The 22,498-nt window shown below is 46.3% G+C and carries 21 protein-coding genes and 1 tRNA gene; 17 read left to right on the top strand and 5 right to left on the bottom strand.

The features are described from left to right. Positions 1-44 precede the first annotated feature (44 nt). The 3 genes from AOC33_RS06805 to wrbA all read right to left on the bottom strand — a co-directional run bounded on the left by AOC33_RS06805 (position 45) and on the right by wrbA (position 2,594). Positions 45-1,472, bottom strand: coding sequence for an FAD-binding oxidoreductase (locus tag AOC33_RS06805; protein WP_089516064.1), 1,428 nt, complete (start codon positions 1,470-1,472; stop codon positions 45-47). Positions 1,473-1,536: 64 nt separating this feature from the next. After that, complete coding sequence (locus AOC33_RS06800) at positions 1,537-1,980, bottom strand: DUF2069 domain-containing protein (RefSeq protein ID WP_245835631.1); 444 nt, start codon at positions 1,978-1,980, stop codon at positions 1,537-1,539. Continuing rightward, positions 1,977-2,594, bottom strand: a complete 618-nt coding sequence (gene wrbA, locus AOC33_RS06795) for an NAD(P)H:quinone oxidoreductase (RefSeq protein ID WP_245835630.1) — start codon at positions 2,592-2,594, stop codon at positions 1,977-1,979. The genes AOC33_RS06800 and wrbA overlap by 4 nt, the downstream gene beginning before the upstream one ends. Positions 2,595-2,620: 26 nt before the next feature. On the opposite strand from wrbA, the gene AOC33_RS06790 reads away from it, so the two are divergent. From AOC33_RS06790 to AOC33_RS06775, 4 genes are all read left to right on the top strand, one after another. Continuing rightward, positions 2,621-3,472: a YihY family inner membrane protein gene (locus AOC33_RS06790; RefSeq protein ID WP_180738116.1), complete on the top strand. Its 852-nt coding sequence runs from the start codon at positions 2,621-2,623 to the stop codon at positions 3,470-3,472. Positions 3,473-3,575: 103 nt separating this feature from the next. Then, on the top strand, positions 3,576-4,037 hold the full coding sequence (locus AOC33_RS06785) for a CBS domain-containing protein (RefSeq protein WP_089516058.1): 462 nt from the start codon (positions 3,576-3,578) through the stop codon (positions 4,035-4,037). Between the two features lie 121 nt (positions 4,038-4,158). Continuing rightward, complete coding sequence (aroC, locus tag AOC33_RS06780; protein ID WP_089516055.1) at positions 4,159-5,259, top strand: chorismate synthase; 1,101 nt, start codon at positions 4,159-4,161, stop codon at positions 5,257-5,259. Positions 5,260-5,272: 13 nt separating this feature from the next. Then, entirely contained in the window at positions 5,273-6,421 is a 1,149-nt protein-coding gene (locus AOC33_RS06775) for an MFS transporter (RefSeq protein WP_089516053.1), read from the top strand. On the opposite strand, the gene AOC33_RS06770 is transcribed toward AOC33_RS06775, so the two are convergent. After that, on the bottom strand, positions 6,418-7,359 hold the full coding sequence (locus AOC33_RS06770; RefSeq protein ID WP_089516050.1) for a metallophosphoesterase: 942 nt from the start codon (positions 7,357-7,359) through the stop codon (positions 6,418-6,420). The two genes, AOC33_RS06775 and AOC33_RS06770, sit on opposite strands and share 4 nt — an antisense overlap. Before the next feature lie 50 nt (positions 7,360-7,409). Continuing rightward, on the bottom strand, positions 7,410-9,083 hold the full coding sequence (locus AOC33_RS06765; protein ID WP_089516047.1) for an electron transfer flavoprotein-ubiquinone oxidoreductase: 1,674 nt from the start codon (positions 9,081-9,083) through the stop codon (positions 7,410-7,412). Positions 9,084-9,384: 301 nt separating this feature from the next. Between AOC33_RS06765 and AOC33_RS06760 the strand changes: the two genes are divergently transcribed. The 13 genes from AOC33_RS06760 (at position 9,385) to pheT (ending at position 22,481) form a co-directional block, all read left to right on the top strand. Further along, complete coding sequence (locus AOC33_RS06760; protein ID WP_089516044.1) at positions 9,385-10,083, top strand: CoA transferase subunit A; 699 nt, start codon at positions 9,385-9,387, stop codon at positions 10,081-10,083. 11 nt (positions 10,084-10,094) lie between these two features. Further along, positions 10,095-10,745, top strand: coding sequence for a CoA transferase subunit B (locus AOC33_RS06755; protein ID WP_089516041.1), 651 nt, complete (start codon positions 10,095-10,097; stop codon positions 10,743-10,745). A gap of 2 nt (positions 10,746-10,747) precedes the next feature. Then, the gene (locus AOC33_RS06750; protein WP_089516038.1) at positions 10,748-11,680 is read left to right on the top strand and encodes a cation diffusion facilitator family transporter; all 933 of its coding nucleotides are present in this window, start codon (positions 10,748-10,750) and stop codon (positions 11,678-11,680) included. 83 nt (positions 11,681-11,763) lie between these two features. Next, positions 11,764-12,534: a 3-hydroxybutyrate dehydrogenase gene (locus AOC33_RS06745; protein WP_180738126.1), complete on the top strand. Its 771-nt coding sequence runs from the start codon at positions 11,764-11,766 to the stop codon at positions 12,532-12,534. Further along, a complete protein-coding gene (locus AOC33_RS06740) occupies positions 12,534-13,580 on the top strand; it encodes an alpha/beta fold hydrolase (protein ID WP_089516035.1) in 1,047 nt (348 codons plus the stop codon). Before AOC33_RS06745 ends, AOC33_RS06740 begins: the two co-directional genes overlap by 1 nt. Further along, positions 13,564-15,492 carry a RelA/SpoT family protein gene (locus AOC33_RS06735; RefSeq protein WP_281252762.1) on the top strand — a complete coding sequence of 643 codons (1,929 nt, stop codon included), beginning with the start codon at positions 13,564-13,566 and terminating at the stop codon, positions 15,490-15,492. The genes AOC33_RS06740 and AOC33_RS06735 overlap by 17 nt, the downstream gene beginning before the upstream one ends. 28 nt (positions 15,493-15,520) lie before the next feature. Then, a tRNA-Val gene (locus tag AOC33_RS06730) sits at positions 15,521-15,597 on the top strand. Between the two features lie 105 nt (positions 15,598-15,702). Continuing rightward, the gene (gene thrS, locus AOC33_RS06725; RefSeq protein WP_089516033.1) at positions 15,703-17,625 is read left to right on the top strand and encodes a threonine--tRNA ligase; all 1,923 of its coding nucleotides are present in this window, start codon (positions 15,703-15,705) and stop codon (positions 17,623-17,625) included. Between the two features lie 42 nt (positions 17,626-17,667). Continuing rightward, positions 17,668-18,189: a translation initiation factor IF-3 gene (gene infC, locus AOC33_RS06720; RefSeq protein ID WP_089516031.1), complete on the top strand. Its 522-nt coding sequence runs from the start codon at positions 17,668-17,670 to the stop codon at positions 18,187-18,189. Between the two features lie 190 nt (positions 18,190-18,379). Continuing rightward, positions 18,380-18,577 (top strand): 50S ribosomal protein L35, encoded by a 198-nt coding sequence (rpmI, locus tag AOC33_RS06715; RefSeq protein WP_089516030.1) that lies wholly within the window; start codon positions 18,380-18,382, stop codon positions 18,575-18,577. A 23-nt stretch (positions 18,578-18,600) separates the two neighbouring features. Further along, the gene (gene rplT / locus AOC33_RS06710) at positions 18,601-18,960 is read left to right on the top strand and encodes a 50S ribosomal protein L20 (protein WP_089516027.1); all 360 of its coding nucleotides are present in this window, start codon (positions 18,601-18,603) and stop codon (positions 18,958-18,960) included. 13 nt (positions 18,961-18,973) lie between these two features. After that, the gene (gene pheS / locus AOC33_RS06705) at positions 18,974-20,020 is read left to right on the top strand and encodes a phenylalanine--tRNA ligase subunit alpha (protein ID WP_089516026.1); all 1,047 of its coding nucleotides are present in this window, start codon (positions 18,974-18,976) and stop codon (positions 20,018-20,020) included. A gap of 19 nt (positions 20,021-20,039) precedes the next feature. Continuing rightward, complete coding sequence (pheT, locus tag AOC33_RS06700) at positions 20,040-22,481, top strand: phenylalanine--tRNA ligase subunit beta (RefSeq protein WP_089516024.1); 2,442 nt, start codon at positions 20,040-20,042, stop codon at positions 22,479-22,481. Positions 22,482-22,498 lie beyond the last annotated feature (17 nt).

Below are 22,498 nucleotides of genomic sequence, written 5' to 3'. Positions count from 1 at the left end.
AAGATCAGGAGCTTTTTTTATTTCTGGATTGGATCAAGCAGTCATCAAGAAGCAATCACTTTGCCAGGATTCATCAAGTTGTGTGGATCCAAAGCATGCTTGATGGCTTGCATCACACCCAAGGCCACTTCACCGCGATGGCCTTTTAAGTAAGCAACCTTTTGTTGACCCACACCGTGCTCTGCTGAGATGGAGCCATTGAGTTTTTCAACTTCGGCATAAACCAAGGCTTGGATCTCTTTGGACTTGCTAGTAAAGAACTCTTCAGTTTGTGCTGAACTTGGTCCTGCGATGTTGTAGTGCAAATTACCGTCACCCAAGTGACCATAGTTGATCACGCGCACGCCTGGGTACTTGGCGCGCAGCATGTCATTGCAAGTAGCGATGAAACTCGGAATCGCTGAGATTGGCAAAGACACGTCGTGTTTGATGTTCGGGCCATCATCGGCTTGTGCCAAGGGCACGTGCTCACGCATGTCCCAAAATTTTCTGGCTTGAGCAAGATTACTGGCAATCGCCGCATCACTCGCACAGCCTGATTCAAGGGCGCCTTCGAGGATCGACTCCATCAACTGCATGGCGTGCTCTTCGCTCTCATAGTCAGAAATTTCCACCAACACTTCATAAGCATTCGGGCCGCTCAAAGGACTAGCAAGAGCAGGGTAGTAATGTTTCAGTAATGCCAAACTTTCATCAGACATCATTTCAAAACCGGTGAGCTGTGCTGAAGCGCCCGCTTGAAAACGATTCAATAATTCCACCGCAGCATCTGCATGCGGTACTGCAACCAAAGCAGTCCAGTTAGCCACTGGGCGCGGGAACAACTTCATCACTGCTGCGGTGATAAGGCCTAAGCTGCCTTCAGCACCAATGAACAAGTCACGTAAATCGTAGCCGGTATTGTCTTTGCGCAAACCACGCAAGCTATTCAAGATTTCGCCATTGGGCATCACAACTTCAAGACCCAAACAAAGCTCGCGTGCATTGCCGTAACGCAATACTGAAGTGCCGCCTGCATTGGTGGATAAATTGCCACCAATCGTGCAACTGCCCTCAGCACCCAAGCTCAATGGGAAGTAACGATCGGCTGCTGTGGCTGCTTCTTGTAATGACTGCAAAATCATGCCGGCTTCAACCGTGATGGTTTGATTCGATGTATCAATGGCGCGCACTTGGTTCATGCGGTTCAAAGAGATCACCACTTGTCGACCAGTGCTGTTAGGGGTGGCGCCACCGCACATGCCGGTGTTGCCACCTTGCGGGACAATCGCAATGAGATTGGCTGCACAGAGTTTCACAATCTCTGACACCTCTTGAGTATTACCAGGGCGCAAAGCAGCAATTGCTTGACCGCGGTAGCGCTTACGCCAATCAACCAAGTAGGGCTCTAAATCATCTGGGGCTGTGATCACTTGGGTCTTGCCAATGATCTTTTCAAAGCCAGCAATCAATTCTTGATCATTCAATGACATTTTGTCTTCCTCAGTATTTCTAATATTTTTTATTTACTTCTTTAGTTCTTTAGTTCTGTTCTTCTTACTTCTCTGCTTCTAATTTCTTAACTTCCAATTCTTTTGCTGCTAATTCTTCTTGAGCTTTTTTCATTTTCGCTACTTTTTTCAAAGGCTTCAAATAAGCCAGTATTGCGAAATACGCCACTAAGCTTAAAACAATTTCCAAACCAGCCAAGTAGGCGGATAAGCCCTTGTCATTCAAGCGCACCACACCTTCAATGAAATACAGCATCACCAACATCGATGCCCACTGCATGGTGTAATTACGAGCTTGCCAAATAGCTTTCAGAGCAAACAACATCGGTACCACTTTGATCACTGCCCATGAGCCACCTGGTTTGATGGGCGCCAAAACAGCTTCCCACAAAATGCACAACACGATCAGTGCAAACCAAGAGAACCAAGCAATCAAACGCCAATGATCTTGGGGCGCTAATTCTGGATGTGACTGCATTGAATCGTTCATGCTGATAATTTTCTGGCCATTTCAGCCAAACGTTTGCCTTGTGCAATTGCTAATTTTTTCTCATCAGCAGAAATCGGTGCTGAACCATCGGCTTTTGCAAAATGCGTCACGCCATAGGGTGTGCCACCAGTTTGTGTGTTCATCAATTCTGGATGACTGTAGGGTAGACCCACGATCACCATGCCGTGATGCATCAATGGAATCATCATCGATAAGAGGGTGCTTTCTTGACCGCCATGCATGCTGCCGGTGCTGGTGAAAACGCACGCAGGCTTGCCAACCAAAGAACCAGACAACCACTCAGAAGTGGTGTTATCTAAAAAGTATTTCATGGCTGAAGCCATATTGCCAAAACGAGTCGGTGAGCCCAAGGCCAAACCAGCACATTCTTGAAGGTCTTTGTTTTCAACATAAGGAGGACCAGACGCTGGAATATCAGATTCAGTTGCTTCGCTAACCGCTGAAATAGCTGGCACGGTGCGCAAGCGTGCAGTCACGCCTGGAACGCTCTCAACGCCTTCAGCAATCAGCTCTGCCAGTTGGCGTGTAGCGCCATGTCGGGAGTAATAAAGAACTAAAACATTAATATCAGAATTCATAGAATGTGTACTCATTGATGTATCTTGCTTATGATAGAGCCGTGCAAGCAATTCGTCATAAAGACTCTTTCCTCGATTTTTTTAAATACCTGCGTAATCGCGCCAAGGTCAGTCGTATCAATGAAATGGCAGCCAGCCTGTCTTTCACGACCATCTTGTCGATTGTGCCAATGGTAACGGTTTCTTTCGCCCTCTTAGCGGCCTTGCCGCGTTTTCTTAAGCTGCGTGCCGCCTTCCAAGAATGGCTTTCAGATAACCTGATTCCTGGGGCGATTGGTGACCCTATCTTGGTTTACTTGAACCAATTTGCCCTCAAAGCAAAAGGCTTGACCATCTTCGGTACAGTTGGCTTGGTGATTGGCGTATTTTTTACATTGATCACCGTTGAAAATGCCTTCAATCGCATTTGGCAAGTTGAAAATCGCCGACCTTTTTTAAAGCGCATTGGTATACATATGGTGGCCACTGTCATGGGGCCACTGCTCTTAGGTCTGAGTATTTACTTGAGCTCCATGGTCTTGAGCGCTTCCAAGGGCTTGATTGGTCCATTGAGTGATGGCTTTAATTTCATTGCAGGGGCTTTTCCAATATTGCTCTCAACCATGTCCTTTAGTTTGGTCTACAAAATACTGCCCTATGAGCGGGTCGAGTGGCGCGATGCCATCTTGGGTGGTGCTTGCGCTGCCATCATTTTCGAATTAGCTAAGTCCGCTTTTGCTTGGTTTGTGGCCAGCTACCCAATCTATAAAACCGTCTATGGCGCTTTTGCCATCTTGCCTTTGTTCTTGGTCTGGATTTACTTGACCTGGTGGGTTACCTTGGCAGGCGCCACCATGGTAGCCAATATGCCCATTATCAGGGCATGGAAGGCTCCTAAAAGCCAAGAGTCCTGAAAAGAAAAGCCATAGCTGGGGTAAGCCCCTATATGGCAGGGCTGGCGGGTCTTAAAACCTACTGATAGACTGAGCCTATAAGACACCCTAAAAGGAGGCAAGCATGAAAGTCAGTGATATTTTGCGCTTTAAAGGAACAACCCTTTTCACCGCTACCCCGAATACTTCACTTACAGCTGCCGTGCAAATCATGTCAGAAAAAGACATTGGTTCCTTGGTGGTGATGGAGCGCTCAACATTGGTAGGCATTTTGACTTTCCGTGAGGTGATCAACACCTTGGCAAAAGGTCATGGAAATGTGGGTCAAGCAACAGTTGGTTCTGTCATGGAAAAATCCCCCATGACTTGTACTTCAGAAATGGACTTGGATGAAGCGCGTCGCATCATGCTAGATCAACACATGCGCTACTTACCCGTATTGGATGGCGATACTTTGAATGGTGTGATTTCTTTCTATGACGTTGCCAAAGCAGTGGTCGAAGCCCAAGGTTTTGAAAACAACATGCTCAAAGCCTACATCCGTGATTGGCCTGTTGCTGAAGAGTCAGTGACTCCGGCGAAGTAAAGCCGTTCTTTCAGGCCACTCTTGGCAAAGAAATTCATTTTCTTTGCCAAGAGTTATAAAAAAACAAAAAATAAGAGTGGCAAATCAAGCTTCATTTCCAGACCAATGTCATAATTGAGGCATGGCTGGAAGCACACTAGGACACTTATTTCGCATCACCACCTTTGGTGAATCTCATGGACCCGCAATCGGAGCTGTTGTAGACGGCTGTCCTCCGGGGATGTCTTTATCAGTTGAAGATATTCAACTGGACTTGGATCGACGCAAACCAGGCACCTCACGCCACGTCACACAACGTCAAGAAGCTGACCAAGTAGAAATTCTTTCGGGTGTGTTTGAAGGTAAAACAACCGGTACCCCGATTGCTTTGGTGATTCGTAATACGGATCAACGCAGTCAAGACTATGGCGATATCTTGGATAGTTTCAGACCAGGACATGCTGACTACACCTACTGGCACAAGTACGGCATTCGTGACCCACGTGGTGGCGGTCGTTCTTCTGCTCGTTTAACTGCGCCCGTTGTGGCTGCAGCTGCTGTGGCCAAAAAATGGTTGGCAGAAAAACACGGCATCAGTTTTTATGGCTACATGACTCAATTGGGTGATCTAGAAATCCCTTTTGAAGATCAATCACAGATTTCACAAAATCCGTTCTTTGCTCCTAGTGCCAAGATCATTCCTGAGCTAGAAGCGTACATGGATCAACTGCGCAAAGCAGGGGATTCTTGTGGTGCACGCTTAACAGTGGTGGCTAAGAATGTCCCAGTTGGTTTGGGCGAACCTATTTTTGACAAATTGGATGCAGATATTGCGCACGCGATGATGGGCATCAATGCGGTCAAAGGTGTTGAGATTGGCGCAGGCTTTAAGAGCGTTGCCCAAAAAGGCAGTGAGCATGGCGATGAAATGTTTGCAGATGGTTTTGCAAGCAACAACGCTGGCGGCATGTTGGGTGGTATCAGCAGTGGCCAAGATGTGGTGGTATCGATTGCAATCAAACCAACCTCATCGATCATGTCACCAAAACAATCCATCAATCGTGCTGGCGATGTATCTGTGGTGCAAACCAAAGGTCGTCACGATCCTTGCGTGGGCATACGCGCCACTCCAATTGCTGAAGCCATGTTGGCTTTGGTGATCATGGATCATGTCTTAAGACATCGCGCGCAGTGCGGTGATGTCAGTGTCAGTACGCCACGCATTCCAGCACAACGTCCCTAAATAGAGTGCTGCAATGACTGGTCTGGTACGACTGTCTTTCGCAGCCTTTTTCTTTTTTTACTTTTCATACATTGGGCTGATGTCGCCCTATGCCAGTCTTTACTTCGCAAGTAAAGACTTCGGCGCGATTGAAATCGCTGCCTTGATGTCGATGTTTCAGATCACACGCATCTTAGGTCCTTTTGCTTGGGGTTGGTTGGCCGATATGCGCCGTGATCGCTTGGGCATCATGCGCATCACATCCGCACTGGCCTGCATTATTTTCTTTGGCATTTTTTATCTTGAGAGTTACATCGCTTTGCTCATCTGGATGTTCCTGTTGAATATCGTGATCAGCAGTTTGATGCCTTTGGGAGAGGCTGCCACGGTTCATGTCCTTTACAAAAACAATGACTTTGATAAACGGTATGGGCGCTTAAGACTTTGGGGTTCGATTGGTTTTATTGCCATGGTTTTGAGCGCCGGTGCTTGGTTTGAAACTTTTGGCATTGATAACTTTCCTTGGTTTGGTATCGTGGCATTGTTGATCATGACTGCTTTGACCTTGACCTTGCGTGAGCCACCGATGGATGTGATGGTGCACGCTGACATCAAATTAAGTAATGTGCTTAAAAATCGCAATGTGCAGTGGTTCATGTCGGCTAACTTTTGGATGATCTTTGGTCATGCAGGACTGTATGTCTTTTACTCTTTGTATCTTGATCGCTTGGGCTACAGCAAAGGGGAAATAGGATTTTTTTGGATGTTGGGTGTTTTGGCTGAAGTGATATTTTTTTACTTTCAAAGTTACTTTTTTGCCAGATTCACCACAAAGAACATTTTGCTCGGCGCATATTTCATCGCGATCGTCCGCTTTGCTTTGATGGCTTACGTTCCTGAATTATTGATTTTGATATTGGCCCAAGTGATGCATGCGGCCACGTTTGGTGCTCATCACAGTGCCAGCATCAAGATGTTGCAAACCTGGTTCAAGGGGCCTTTGCAAGCAAGAGGACAGGCGCTTTACACCACCGTCTCGTATGGCATTGGTGGCACAGTGGGTGGTTTGTTTGCTGGTTGGGTTTGGGAATACCTTGCCCCTCACCACGTCTTTGGTTTGGCAGCACTCAGCAGTTTATTCGGATACTTGTGCATGAGTCGTGTGAATTGTAAGAATGCTTAGTCGATTGAATATTTTTTGAATGTAAAAAACTCCATCACATTCTTCTTCTCACTGTGAATACCTATCTCAACGGCTTCAGTTAGGCTGGCACCAGGAACAATTAAACGAAGAACATTATTGACTGGTTGAGTATTTAAGTCTTTCAATGGTTGATCGAGAACATATTCATGTGAGTCTCCTTGAATCAGTAAAACTGGTTTTTTAAATTCTGTGGCCAGTGCAGAGATTTTTGAAATGAAATCACTAAAACCAGAAATTTTTGGCGTTTTTGGGTGAAATGTGTCAGCTTGCATGGCAATCACGATGGCTGGAGATTGCTCTCTTTTGGCTTGCTTGAAGCTATCTTCAAGCCATTCTAGGTTGGCTTTGTTGCGTGCCTCATATTCTGCAATTGCACCAGAAATTTTCTTGTCTAAATTATTGTTTGAACCCACCTGATGAATGGTTACAAATAAAATTTTGTGGTGAAGCCAGCGCTGATTTTCTACATATAAAGTATTTTTACTGGATAACTCTGATTGAACTTGAAGTTTGATGGGGGATGCGCCTAGGCTATTAGAATTTTTAAAAAAAGTCTGCCTAATTTTCTTCAATCTCTCAGTTGGCTCATACGATCCATTAGAGCTTCTGTGGCAATCAGTCCACTCATTATCGCCAGGCGTATAAATAAGTGGCTTGTGGAAACTGTCGAACATCTCTTTAATTTCAAAAAATGTTTGATCAGAGCATTCACTGCCCCCATTCTTAATATCGCCAACATGAATGGTGAATTGGTTATCTTTTTGATCGTTAATCTTTTTAATTAACTGCCAAAAAGGTTCGTGGCTGCCATAGGGTTGATCGCCAATGGCTGTGAATGAAAAGTCTTTGGCGTTAATTGGATTGCTTAAAGCAAGCCATAAAAAAGAAAAGAGTAGTAGGTGTGAGCGTGCTTTCATGATCGTGATGACCTCATTTAAATTGTCACCATAACCCTACATGAAAAATGTTACATCCCAGAGTAATTCGGGCCGCCAGAACCTTCAGGATTTAACCAAACAATGTTTTGCGTTGGGTCTTTGATGTCACAGGTTTTGCAATGCACGCAGTTCTGCGCATTGATTTGTAATTGCTGACCTTGTTCACCATCCACGTACTCATAAACACCAGCAGGGCAGTAGCGTTGCTCTGGACCATCAAACACCGGTAAGTTGGTGATGACTGGCACCATTGAATTAAGCAGCGTTAAATGCGCTGGCTGATTTTCTTCATGATTCGTGTTGGAAATAAATACTGAAGACAATTTATCAAAAGTAATTTTTCCATCAGGTTTTGGATAGTCAATTTTTTGACATTGATCAGCCGGTTTTAAATACTCGTGATCAGCATACTGTGTGTGCACTGTCCAGGGCACATTGCCACCGAATAACTTTTGTTCAATGCCCACCATCAAAGTACCCACATACAAACCTTTGCCCATCCATGGTTTGAAGTTGCGAGCCTTATTCAATTCTTGATACAACCAGCTCTTCTTAAAAGCTTCTGGGTAAGCACTCAACTCATCACCAGAGCGATTGTGTGCAATGGCTTCAAACGCAGCTTCGGCGGCCATCATGCCGGTCTTGATCGCTGCATGACTGCCTTTGATACGAGACGCATTCAGAAAGCCTGCATCGCAACCAATCAATGCTCCGCCTGGGAACACTGTCTTTGGTAAGCTGTTCAAGCCACCAGCCGTGATCGCACGTGCGCCATAACCAATGCGTTTGCCGCCTTCAAAGAACTTGCGCACGCTTGGGTGAGTTTTATAACGCTGAAACTCTTCAAAAGGACTGAGGTAAGGATTGCTATAAGACAAGCCCACCACAAAACCAACGGCTACTTGATTATTTTCTAGGTGATACAAAAACGAACCGCCATAAGTATCAGAACTGAGTGGCCATCCAGCGGTGTGGATCATCAAGCCTTCTTGATGAAGGGCTGGATCGATTTCCCATAATTCTTTGATGCCAAGGCCATAACTTTGAGGGTCTTTACCGGCATCTAATTGATAGCTCTTGATCAATTGTTTGCCTAAGTGACCACGCGCACCTTCAGCAAACAATGTGTACTTGGCGCGCAACTCCATACCAAGCTGGAAATTCTCAGTGGCTTGGCCATCACGACCAACGCCTAAATTACCCGTGGTCACGCCAACCACTTGACCTGCGTCACCGTACAAAATTTCTGCTGCTGGAAAGCCCGGGAAAATTTCTACCCCAAGGTTTTCAGCTTGAGTGCCCAACCAACGAGTGAAGTTCGATAAGCTCACCACATAGTTGCCGTGATTTTTAAAACAATTAGGTAGCATCCATTGAGGAGTGGTGTATGACTTGCTCTCAGTGAGGAACATGAAACGATCTTCAGTGACTGCAGTATTCAATGGCGCACCTTGTTTTTTCCAATCAGGAATCAACTCATTGATACCAATCGGATCCATCACGGCGCCTGACAAGATGTGTGCCCCGACTTCAGAACCTTTTTCTAAAACACAGACAGAGATCTCTTGGCCTTTTTCGGCGCTCAACTGCTTTAAGCGAATGGCGGCCGATAAACCAGCGGGGCCACCACCAACGATGACTACGTCATAGTCCATGGATTCACGAGGGCCAAATTGTTCAAGTAGTTCAGGACTGGTATTCATGCAATCTCCATCATGAGTTCAACTGACTCACCAAATTACTAATTTAATTATCGAGATTTTAAGTTGATTCTCAATTCATGCTTTAACAAAGTGCAAAACAGCCCTCAGGCCATCCCTTTGGCTCATGTATTACAAGGGTTTAGAGCGTTTGGCCTGCTCTTGGGGCAATTCTGTCAAGGTAACGTCAATAGAATGGTATATAAATAGAGGTTTGGCATATTGTTTGCTTGATGAATAGTGAGTAAAACAATGGGTTTTAGAGACTAAAACCAGCTATCTTTGAATCAAATGGGAGTTTTTCATGAATAAGGTTTACGGTTCTGCAAAAGAGGCTTTGGCAGATATTGTCAAAAATGGCCAAACTTTTGCAGTGGGTGGTTTTGGTTTGTGTGGCATTCCTGAGGCATTGATCGCTGCGTTGCGCGATACAGGGGCAACCAATTTGACAGCCATCTCTAATAACGCTGGTGTGGATGGCTTTGGTTTGGGTCAGCTACTAGAAACTCGCCAAATTAAAAAAATGATTTCATCTTATGTGGGTGAGAACAAAGAATTCGAACGCCAATACTTGGCTGGTGAGTTAGAACTTGAGTTCACACCACAAGGTACCTTGGCAGAAAAACTTCGCGCAGGTGGTTGTGGCATTCCTGCTTTCTTTACTAAGACTGGTGTTGGCACGATCGTGGCCGATGGTAAAGAGATCCGCGAATTCGATGATGAAAAATATGTGATGGAGCGTTCTTTAGTGGCAGACATAGCTTTGGTCAAAGCTTGGAAAGCTGACAAAGCTGGCAACTTGATCTACCGCCACACGGCGCGCAATTTCAATCCAATGTGCGCAATGGCTGGCAAGATCACGGTGGTTGAAGTCGAAGAGATCGTTGAGAACGGCGCATTTGAGCCTGCTGATGTTCATACACCAAGTATTTATGTGCATCGCATCGTGTTAAACAAAAATCCAGAAAAGCGCATTGAACAGCGCACTGTTAGCAAGGCTTAAGGAGCAAGATCATGGCATGGAATCGTGATGAAATGGCTGCACGTGCAGCCAAAGAATTAAAAGATGGTTACTACGTTAACTTGGGTATTGGCTTGCCAACCTTGGTAGCGAACCACGTACCAAAAGACATTGAAGTTTGGCTTCAATCAGAAAATGGTTTGTTGGGCATTGGCCCATTCCCTACAGATGATCAAGTTGATGCAGATTTGATCAATGCAGGTAAGCAAACCATTACCACATTGCCTGGCTCTGCGATTTTTTCTTCAGCCGATTCATTTGGCATGATTCGTGGCGGCAAAATCAATATTGCCATTTTGGGCGCAATGCAAGTCAGCGAAAAAGGTGACTTGGCCAACTGGATGATTCCAGGCAAGATGGTCAAAGGCATGGGCGGTGCGATGGACTTGGTAGCCGGTGTGAAGCATGTGGTGGTGTTGATGGAACACGTTGCCAAGAAAAAAGACGGCACAGAGGACATCAAGATTTTGCCAAGCTGCACCTTGCCGTTAACAGGTGTGGGTGTGGTCAATCGCATCATCACTGATTTAGCTGTGTTGGATGTCACACCTCAAGGCATGAAACTACTTGAGCTTGCACCTGGTGTGAGCAAAGAAGAAGTGATTGCTAAAACTGGTTGTCCCTTAGATACCAGCGCCGTTTAAATATGAAAGATGCTAAGCAAGCAGCTCAAAAAGCCACTCAGCAAGCCGCTCATTTGCATGCGCATAAGAGAGGTGATGCTCAGCATCTTCATTACCGTGAATCTCATCAAGCCGGCATTCTGTTAGCAGCGTTGCTGCTAACGTTTCTTTTTGCCGGCATTGAAGCCTTTGCAGGTTTTTGGGCCAACTCATTGGCCTTGATCTCTGATGCTGGTCACATGGTCACCGATGCTTCAGCTTTGGCTTTGGCTTTGTTGGCGCAAATTATTGCCAAGCGACCACCTTCCATCAAAAATTCATTTGGCTTTGGTCGAGCAGAGTCTTTGGCAGCTTTTGTTAATTGCTTGGCGATGATGGCCTTGATCATTTGGATTGCTCTTGAAGCGATCTCACGCTTCAATGATCCGCATCAAGTGCAAGGTCAGGCCGTGATGGTGGTGGCTGTGATTGGTTTGGTGATCAATTTGATCGTTGCTTGGATTTTGTCTAAAGATAAGAAAAGTGTTAACACCAAAGCCGCTTTAGTTCATGTGATGGGTGATCTTTTGGGTTCATTGGCAGCATTGATCGCCGGCGTGGTGATTCATTTCACAGGCTGGATGCAGATTGACCCAATCTTGTCATTGTTTGTCTGTGTCTTATTGATTCGTTCAACTATCAATGTACTAAAAGAGTCATATCACTTCTTGATGGAAGGTGTGCCTCATCACATTGACTACGTTCAAGTCGGTAAAGATTTAAAAGCAGTTGAAGGGGTTTTGGCGGTGCATGATTTGCATGTGTGGGAGATGTCTCCTGGACATCCTGCCTTGATTGGTCATGTGGAAGTGCGTGATTTGCAAGACTGGCCGATCACCATGGAAAAGATCAACAAAATGTTGCTAGAGAAGCATGAGATTGATCATGTCACCTTGCAACCTGAAATGCCTAGTTAAGTTGGCAAGCGAACTTAGCAAGTAATACATTAAGTGAGTTAATAAGTAAGTCTTTAAATATTTCGGAGTGATTGAATATGAGTATGTTGAAAGGTAAAACAGCATTAGTCACTGGCTCAACCAGTGGCATTGGTTTGGGCATTGCTAAAGCATTGGCGGAGCAGGGTGCCAACATCATGATGAACGGCTTTGGAGAAAAAGACGCAGCGATGGCTGAAGTCAAAGCTTTTGGTGTTGAAGTGGATTACCACGGTGCTGATATGAGCAAGCCTGCAGAAATCGAAGCGATGATGCAAGCTGCTGAAAAGCGTTTTGGTGCTGTTGATATTTTGGTCAATAACGCTGGTATTCAGCACGTGGCCAATGTGGAAGACTTCCCAGTTGATCGTTGGGACGCCATCATTGCTATCAACTTGTCTTCAGCGTTTCACACCACGCGAATGGCTTTGCCTGGCATGAAGCAACGCAATTGGGGTCGCATCATCAACTTGGCATCAGTGCATGGCTTGGTAGCCTCTGCGCAGAAGTCAGCGTATGTGGCTGCTAAACACGGCATCGTTGGTTTAACAAAAGTGACAGCTTTAGAAACAGCGCAAACGGGTGTGACTTGTAATGCAATTTGCCCAGGTTGGGTATTGACACCCTTGGTCCAAAAACAGGTGGATGCTCGCGCAGAAAAAGACAAAGTGAATAATGAAGAAGCCAAGAAGCGTTTGCTTTCTGAAAAGCAACCGTCTGGCGAATTTGTAACTCCTGATCAATTAGCAGCTTTGGCAGTGTTCTTCTGTAGTCCAGCCGCCACTCAAATACGTGGTGTTGCTTGGAACATGGATGGAGGCTGGGTAGCCCAGTAATGCTCAAGCGCTTACTTCAACGACTCTTCGGAAAGAAACCACAGAGCTCTTACGAGATAGAACTCACAAGCTCTGTGGGCGCGTCGCAAGCGCCAGCTAGTGAAGTAAAGAACGAAGTAAAGAATGAAGTAACAACACCCGTCATTGATTACCCCATCCCAGTTGAGGATGTTCCTGATCTTCCCGATCCAGAATGTAGAACGAACTATGTGCAATGCGCCAGCCCATCAGGCTTTCATAAGATGGCGTATCACGAGTGGGGGGATCCCAATAATCCACGAGTCTTAATCTGTGTACACGGCTTAACTCGCCGCGGCAGTGACTTCACAGTTTTGGCCAAAGCCATGCGCGACCGTTACAGAGTGATTTGCCCAGACATCGTGGGTCGAGGTGATTCTGATTGGTTAGAAAATCCGATGCTGTATGGCATTCCACAATATGTGACTGACATGAATGCGCTTCTTGCACAGTTAGGTTTGCATGAAGTTGATTGGTTTGGCACATCGATGGGTGGTTTGATTGGCATCTTCATGGCGAGTCAGAAAAACTCACCGATTAAAAAAATGATTCTCAATGATGTTGGTCCAAGAATTGAACCAACCGCGCTCAAACGTTTGGGTGATTATGTTGGCAAGCCTTTGCGCTTTAACAGCAAAAAAGAAGGCTTGATTTATCTCAATCGTATTTGTGAACCTTTTGGAACTTTCACACCAGAACAGTGGAAAGACTACAACGGCCCTCATTTGAAAAAAGATGGTGACCAATGGATCGTGCATTACGACCCGGACATCGTCAAACCATTTTCAGCAGTTAATAAGATGACTTCCATGATGGGTGAAATGATGACCTGGAAAGCCTATGATGCGATCAATGCTGAGATGCTGATTGTGCGTGGTGCTGAATCTGATTTGATTTCAGGGCTCACAGTGAATGAGATGTGTCGTCGTAACCCCAAAGCAAAAAGTACGGAAATTCTTGGGGTGGGGCATGCTCCGGCATTCATCACGCCAGAACAGGTATCCTTAGCACGTGAGTTCTATAGTTAAGACCGATTTATTGTTTGGTGAAGACCTTCATGCCCATGCCATGGGCGTGAAGGAGATCCTGCTCTTCTTAAAGTTAGATGAAGCCAGCTGCTTGGCTGCTGAGCATCTTGACTCAACACTCTCTAAAGAATCTTTAGAAAAACAATTGGGGCAAGAAGTTGCTCAATTGATCATGGGTTATCGCGCGCTGAAAGCAGCGCAATTAAAAATTGCCCGACAGTCATCCAGTCAACTTGGTCAAAGTGCGCAAGCTCAAGTAGAAGTTTTAAGAAAAATGCTTTTGGCATTTGCGCATGACTTGCGCGTGGTGCTATTGCATTTGGCATCAGTCGTTCAAACTTTGCGCTGGGTCACCTCACAAAGAATTGAAACACCAACATCTTGGGCGCAAGACATCTTGGATGTTGATGCAGCTTTAGCCAATCGTTTGGGTATTTGGCAATTGAAGTGGGAGATGGAAGATTTAGCATTTCGATGCTTGGCTCCGGACACCTACAAACAGATCGCAAGTTTGTTGGATTCCAAGCGTGTTGAACGTGAAGCATTCATTGCCGATGTCATGAATCGCTTGCAAGCAGAATTAAATCAAGCGGGCATCAAAGGTGAAGTGCAGGGTCGACCAAAACACATTTACAGCATTTGGAAAAAAATGCAGGGCAAGTCCATCGACTTTGCTCAGCTTTACGATGTGCGAGCATTTCGCATCATGGTCGATGATGTAAAAGATTGCTATGCTGCCTTGGGCATCGTGCATCACATCTGGCAACCCATTCCAAAAGAATTCGACGACTACATCGCCAGACCAAAACCCAACGGTTATCAGTCACTGCACACCGTGGTGATGGATGCCGACAACATTTCATTTGAAGTGCAGGTCAGAACCCACGAAATGCACAAACAAGCCGAGTACGGTGTGGCCGCGCATTGGCGTTATAAAGAAGCGGGCAAGCAAGGTTATGCCGGCACCGTAAGTGCCAAGGAAGAGTACGACCGCCGCATTGCTTGGGCCAGACAATTGATTGCCTGGAAAGAAGATGCTTGGGATCAACTCAAAGGGCAAGAGCTCGATGATCAAATTTATGTGCTGACACCTTTGGGTCAGGTCGTGCCTTTACAGCAAGGTGCTACTCCGATTGATTTTGCTTACTCCGTTCACACGGACTTAGGTCACCGTTGCAGAGGGTCGCGGGTTGATGGTGCGATGGTGCCCTTGGACACGCAATTAAAAAATGGTCAAACCGTTGAGATCATTTCTGTCAAACAAGGCGGTCCTTCTTTGGATTGGCTCAATGCTGAGCGGGGCTACCTCGCCACCAATCGTGCCAAATCAAAAGTGCGTGCTTGGTTCACGGCACAGCAAGCTGAACAAGATGGTGACAAAACTGATAAAGATGAAATTGTTGCTGAAGTGGTTAAGCCAGAGTTGCCTGACATCATTTTGCGCAAGAGCAAAGTCAAATCTGGTCAAAGCGATGTCTTGGTGGTGGGCGTTGATTCTTTGCTCACGCAACTATCGCGTTGCTGCCGCCCAGTGCCACCAGACCCCATCAGTGGGTTTGTGACCCGAGGTCGTGGCGTGTCAATTCATCGACAGGACTGCAGCACCTTCAAACAACTCCTAGCTAGAGCACCAGAAAGAGTCGTGGTCACTGAGTGGGGTAATCAACCTGAAGGTAAGTCATTGTTCCCAGTCGACTTGGCTTTGATGGCCGTAGATCGCCAGGGCTTATTGCGAGACATCTCGGAAGTGTTCTCACGCCTAAAAATCAACGTCACAGGCGTCAAAACACAGTCTCGCAAAGGCATTGCCAGTATGCAGTTCACGGTGGAAGTGCCATCAACCCATGGTTTACAAACCGCTGTGAGCGCTCTTTTAGAGGTCAAAGGAGTCACAGAGGCGAGAAGGAAGTAGCCACAAGTGATAAACTGTCGCTCTTAATAGGCTCGTAGCTCAGTTGGTTAGAGCGCTTCCTTGACATGGAAGAGGTCGCTGATTCGAATTCAGTCGAGCCTACCAACGAATAAGCATCATTTCACGATGGTGTCGTGATGTAAAAGCTGGCGCGGAATGTCCTAGGTTCAAAAAGACCCCAGTGCACCGCGCTAAATTTTTGGAGTTGATATGGTTGTTGTCACATTACCTGATGGATCAAAGCGCGAATATCCCGCGCCATTGACCGTTTTCGAAGTGGCACAAAGCATTGGTGCTGGTTTGGCTAAAGCTGCTTTGGCCGGTAAGGTCAATGGCAAATTGGTTGATACCAGTCACTTGATCGACTCTGATAGCAATCTTGCGATCGTCACAGACAAAGATCCTGAAGGCTTGGAAGTCATTCGTCACTCCAGCGCGCACTTGATGGCTTATGCCGTTAAAGAACTCTACCCAGAAGCGCAAGTGACCATCGGACCTGTGATTGAGTCTGGTTTTTATTATGACTTTGCCTACAGCCGCCCATTCACACCAGAAGACTTGGTGGCGATTGAAAAGCGCATGACTGAGTTAGCCAAAAAAGACGAGAAGATTGAGCGTCGTGTGGTGAGCCGTGATGAAGCGGTTAAATATTTCAAAGGTTTGGGTGAGAGCTACAAAGCTGAATTGATTGAAGCGATTCCTCAGTCTGAAGATGTTTCTTTGTATTCAGAAGGTGGCTTCACTGACTTGTGCCGTGGACCTCACGTACCATCGACTGGCAAATTAAAAGTATTCAAATTGATCAAAGTGGCAGGTGCCTATTGGCGCGGCGACAGCAAGAACGAAATGCTTCAGCGTATTTACGCCACAGCATGGGCCAAGAAAGAAGATCAAGATGCTTACTTCCATATGTTGGAAGAAGCTGAGAAACGTGATCACCGCAAACTAGGTAAGCAATTAGATCTATTCCATTTCCAAGAAGAAGCGCCAGGCTTGATCTTCTGGCATCCAAAAGGTTGGACGATTTGGCAGCAAGTAGAGCAATACATGCGCCGTGTTTACCAAGAGAATGGTTACCAAGAAGTCAAAGCTCCGCAAATCTTGGACCGTGGACTTTGGGAAAAATCAGGCCACTGGGAAAACTACAAAGACAATATGTTCACGACTGAGTCTGAGAATCGTGCCTATGCTTTGAAGCCGATGAACTGCCCAGGTCACGTACAAATTTACAACGCTGGTTTGCACAGCTACCGTGAACTGCCTTTGCGTTACGGTGAGTTTGGTCAGTGTCACCGCAATGAATCATCCGGCGCCTTGCACGGTTTGATGCGCGTGCGCGGCTTCACACAAGACGACGGACATATTTTCTGTACAGAAGATCAGATTCAATCTGAAGTGGCTGACTTTGATAAAGCCGTGCGTGCGGTTTACCAAGATTTTGGTTTCACAGAAGTGGCTGTTAAGTTGGCCTTGCGACCTGCTAAGCGAGTCGGTGATGACGCCATTTGGGATAAAGCAGAAGATGCCTTGCGCAATGCTTTGAAGTCATCTGGTCAAGAGTGGGAAGAGTTGCCAGGTGAGGGTGCTTTCTACGGTCCAAAAATTGAATACCACCTCAAAGATTCGATTGGTCGTTCATGGCAGTGCGGCACCATGCAAGTCGACTTTTCAATGCCACAACGTTTAGGCGCTGAATACGTTTCTGCTGACAATGATCGTCAAGTACCGGTCATGTTGCACCGTGCGATCGTGGGTTCTTTGGAGCGATTTATCGGTATTTTGATCGAAAACCATGCCGGCGCGATGCCTACCTGGCTTGCACCAACTCAGTGCATAGTGATGAATATTTCCGGAAATTCAGCCGAATATGCTGAAAAAGTACAGCAAATCCTCAAAAAACAAGGATTTAGAGCTGAAGTTGATTTGCGGAACGAGAAAATTACGTTTAAAATCCGTGAGCACGCAATGCAGAAGGTTCCTTATCTCATCGTTGTCGGTGACAAGGAAGCAGAAGCAAATGCGGTGGCCGTGCGCGCCAGAGGTGGAGTTGATTTAGGTGTAATGCCAATCGAAGACTTCATCGCCCGACTCCAACAGGATGTATCCCAGAAGGTCGGACCCCAGCCAGTCTGAGGTGAGCAAGGTCTTGTTAAAAAATTTTGAAGGAAACACGAGATAGCTACTGAGAAAACTCATCGTATTAACCGGGAAATTACTGCCCCCGAATTACGATTAATTGGCAACGACAGTGAACCACTTGGAGTGGTGAAATTGGCTGATGCTTTAAGACTGGCGGAAGAGAGCGAATTAGATTTGGTGGAGATTGCCCCAACGGCAGAACCTCCGGTTGCCCGTGTGATGGATTACGGCAAGTTCAAATACCAAGAAGCTAAGAAAGCTCACGAAGCGAAGTTAAAGCAAAAAGTTATTCAGGTGAAGGAAGTTAAATTCCGCCCTGGCACTGATGACGGTGACTACAACGTTAAGTTGCGCAATTTAGTGAGATTCTTAGAAGAAGGTGATAAAACAAAAATCACTTTGCGTTTCCGAGGTCGTGAATTAGCCCACCAAGAAATTGGTGTGCGCATGTTGGAAAGATTGAAAGCTGATCTAGAGCCGTATGGCGCTGTTGAGCAGTTTCCAAAGATGGAGGGGCGCCAGATGGTGATGGTTCTTTCCCCCATCAAGAAGAAATAAACACTCGCAAGAGTGAAACGAATAATCACCCTAAGGGTGAAAGAATTACCTGAAAAGGTGATGCAGTAACCCGGCGACGTAAGTCAGACCGGAGAAGGACGAAAGTCCTATTTAGAAGTATGTCTGGGTAATAGAAGCGCAATCGTCGATTGCCACCTAAGTCGTACAAATTAGTGAAAAGGGAGCAGTTATGCCCAAGATGAAAACGAAAAGCGGTGCAGCTAAGCGTTTTAGAGTTCGCGCAAGCGGTTCTATCAAACGTGGTCAAGCGTTCAAGCGCCATATTTTGACCAAGAAGACGACTAAGAACAAACGTCACCTTCGCGGATCAACTGCCGTACATGATTCAGATGTGAAATCAGTACGTTCTATGATGCCTTACGCTTAACCTCAGACAGATAGGAGAATCACATGCCAAGAGTCAAACGCGGGGTTACAGCTAGAGCCCGTCATAAAAAAGTTATCGATGCTGCCAAGGGTTACCGTGGCCGTCGTAAGAATGTATTCCGTATTGCTAAGCAAGCGGTTATGCGTGCAGGTCAGTACGCTTACCGTGACCGTCGCAATAAGAAGCGCGTATTCCGTGCTTTGTGGATTGCACGTATCAATGCTGCTGTTCGCCAATACGATGTGACATACAGCGTATTCATGAATGGTATGAAGCGATCAGGTGTTGAGTTAGACCGTAAGGTTCTATCTGACATGGCGATCAACGACAAGCCAGCTTTTGCTGCCTTAGTCGCTCGTATCAAAACAGTAGTAGCTGCGTAAGTAGGGCCCGCACATGGTTTCACTCGACCAAGTTGTCGAGGATGCCAAGCGGGACTTCGATGGTGCCGCCGATTCGGCGGCCCTCGAAGACGCCAAGGCACGCTACCTCGGTAAATCCGGAATTCTCACAGAGCGTCTTAAGTCGCTAGGTGCGTTGGATCCTGAGGCACGCAAAGCAGCCGGCGCAGAAATCAACCAAGTTAAATCAGCCGTAGAAGCAGCGCTCAATGCGCGTCGCCAAGCATTGGCTGATGCTGTCTTACAAACTCGTTTAAGTGCTGAAGCCATTGATGTCACCATGCCAGGTCGTGGTCAAGACAGTGGTAGCTTGCATCCAGTGATGCGCACTTGGGAACGTGTTGAACAAATTTTCCGATCAGTTGGTTTTGATGTGGCCGATGGCCCAGAAATCGAAAACGACTGGTTCAATTTCACGGCCTTGAACAGCCCTGAAAATCACCCAGCCAGATCCATGCAAGACACTTTCTATGTAGAAGGTGTTGATGAGCAAAACAAACCATTGCTATTGCGCACGCACACCAGCCCAATGCAAGTTCGTTATGCCAGCGCTCATGTGGCACGTCATGCCAAAGATGCAGTGATGCCACCGATCAAAGTGATTGCGCCAGGTCGCACTTACCGTGTTGACAGTGATGCAACGCATTCACCGATGTTCAATCAAGTAGAAGGCTTGTGGATTGCAGAGAACGTATCTTTTGCAGACCTCAAAGGTGTGTACACCGACTTCTTAAAAACATTCTTTGAAACGGACGCCATCGATGTTCGTTTCCGCCCATCGTATTTCCCATTCACTGAGCCATCAGCAGAAATTGACATGGCCTTTGGTTCAGGAAAGTTAGCAGGCCGTTGGTTAGAAATTTCAGGAGCAGGTCAAGTTCATCCAACCGTTTTGCGCAACATGGGTCTAGACCCTGAGCGTTACATTGGATTTGCTTTTGGCTCAGGTTTAGAGCGCTTGACCATGTTGCGCTATGGCATTGACGATTTGCGTTTGTTCTTTGAAAACGACATTCGTTTCTTATCTCAATTCCCAGCTTAATTCAGACTGAGCAACCATCATGCAATTTTCAGAATCCTGGCTCAGACAATACGTTAATCCTGACATGACAACGGAGCAGTTGTCACATGCTTTGACCATGGCAGGTCTTGAAGTTGAAGAGACACGTCCTTTAGCACCGCCATTCACGCAAGTGGTGGTTGCAGAAATTCTAGAAGCTGCGCAGCACCCTGATGCAGACCGCTTGCGCGTTTGTAAAGTCAATGCAGGTGGCGAGACATTACAAATTGTTTGCGGCGCTCCAAATGCTCGCGTTGGTATCAAGATTCCTTGTGCTTTGGTTGGTGCGCAATTGCCACCATCTGAAGAGGGCGGCAAACCATTCGCTATCAAACTTGGCAAATTGCGCGGTGTTGAATCTCAAGGCATGTTGTGCTCAGGTCGCGAACTAGGTGTTGGTCAAGACTCTGAAGGCATCATGGAGTTGGCTGCTGATGCACCAGTTGGACAAGACATTCGTGAGCACTTAAAACTTGATGACACGATTTTCATCATCAAGCTCACACCAAACAAAGCTGATTGTTTATCAATTCTTGGTGTGGCACGTGAAGTATCTGCCATCACTGGTGCCAAACTATGTGTCCCAAAGATTGAAGCGCAAAAAAGCAGCATTCAAGACAAACTCAAAGTCACAGTAGAAAACAAAGATCTCTGCGGTCGTTTTGCTGGTCGTGTGATCAAAGGTGTTAATGCCAAAGCTAAAACTCCTGACTGGATGGTGCGTTGTTTAGAAGGCGCTGGTCAAAGAAGTATTTCTGCTTTGGTAGATATCTCAAATTATGCGATGTTGGCGATTGGCCAACCAACGCATGTGTTTGATTTGAACAAGATCAAAGGCGACTTAACCGTTCGTTGGGGTCGTGATGGTGAACAATTAGAGCTATTGAATGGTCAAACAGTTTCTGTGGCGCCATTGAGTGGTCAAGGTGTTGGCGTGATCGCTGATGCCAATGGTGTAGAAAGCATGGCAGGCATCATGGGTGGTAATCCAAGCTCTGTTACTTTAGACACACAAGATGTTTATCTCGAATCTGCTTTCTGGTGGCCATCAGCCATCCAGGGTCGCAGCAGAAGATTCAACTTCTCAACCGATGCAGCGCATCGCTTTGAGCGTGGTGTTGATCCTGCTGGCACGGTCGATGCCCTTGAATATGTTTCAGCATTGATCACTCAGATCTGTGGTGGTCAATTAGGTCCTGTTGATGACCAAATCGTTGACTTACCTAAGCGTTCAGACGTTCGTTTAAGAGTGGCTCGTGCACAAAAAGTCATTGGTGTGCCATTGACTACTGATGTGATTGCGCAATTATTTGATCGCATTGGTTTGCAATACCAACGTGAAGGCAATGAAGCATTTGTGGTCAAAGCTCCAAGCCATCGTTTCGATATTGAAATCGAAGAAGACCTGATTGAAGAAGTTGCTAGACTTTACGGCTTTGAAAATATTCCAGCCAACCCACCAGTGGCAGAGCAGCGCATGCAAGGTACGCAAGAGCCTAAGCGTGGCATCCATCAATTACGTCATGCGATTGCAAACAGAGCCTATCAAGAAGTCATGAACTTTGGTTTCATTGACGCTGACACAGAAGAAAAATTAGCCGGTAATACCAACCCAATCAAAGTACTCAACCCGATCGCTAGTCAGTACTCGGTGATGAGAAGTAACTTGATCGGTGGTTTGGTGCAAAACCTCAAACAAAACATCAACCGCAAAGCAACGCATGTGCGTTTATTTGAAGTAGGTCGTGTATTCCAACGCAACCCAGAAGCTCAAGTGGGTGAGTTGAGCATTGCTGGTTACGATCAACCAGTTCGTGTGGCTGGTTTGGCCTATGGCCCAGCAGTGCCAGAACAATGGGGTACACCAACTCGCTCAGTCGACTTCTTTGATGTCAAAGGTGATCTAGAGGCACTATTGGCACCTTTGGAATTCAAAGCAGAAAAAACAGAACACCCAGCATTGCATCCTGGACGCAGTGCACAAATTTCGATCAAGAAGCGTGGCAAAGACATTAACTTGGGCGTGATTGGTGAACTTCACCCGCGTTGGCAGCAAGCTTATGACATTCCGGGTTCAGTCGTTCTATTTGAAATTGACTGGGCAGCCATCCAAGACATCGGTTTACCGGTCATTAACACGATTAGCAAGTTCCCAGCCGTTACCAGGGACTTGGCGGTGGTTGTGGATCAGGCGATAACAGTGACTCAGTTGCAAGATGCCATGAAGGCAGCCAAGCAGCTATTGGTCAAGAAAATCGACTTATTTGACGAATTCAAGCCAACTGCAGGCAGAATGGGTGGAATGGCTGAAAACGAAAAGAGTTTGGCGTTTAGGATCACTTTGTCAGATGAATCAGGTACATTACAAGATACTCAGATCGAACCTGTGATTTCAGCCTTGTTAGATGCCATGAGCGTAAAATGCAAAGCAAGAATTCGTTGATCCCGTTGACCAACGAC

This window comes from Polynucleobacter cosmopolitanus (assembly GCF_002224225.1).
Lineage (GTDB): Bacteria > Pseudomonadota > Gammaproteobacteria > Burkholderiales > Burkholderiaceae > Polynucleobacter > Polynucleobacter cosmopolitanus.
This window is presented reverse-complemented; position numbering and strand designations above follow the sequence as displayed.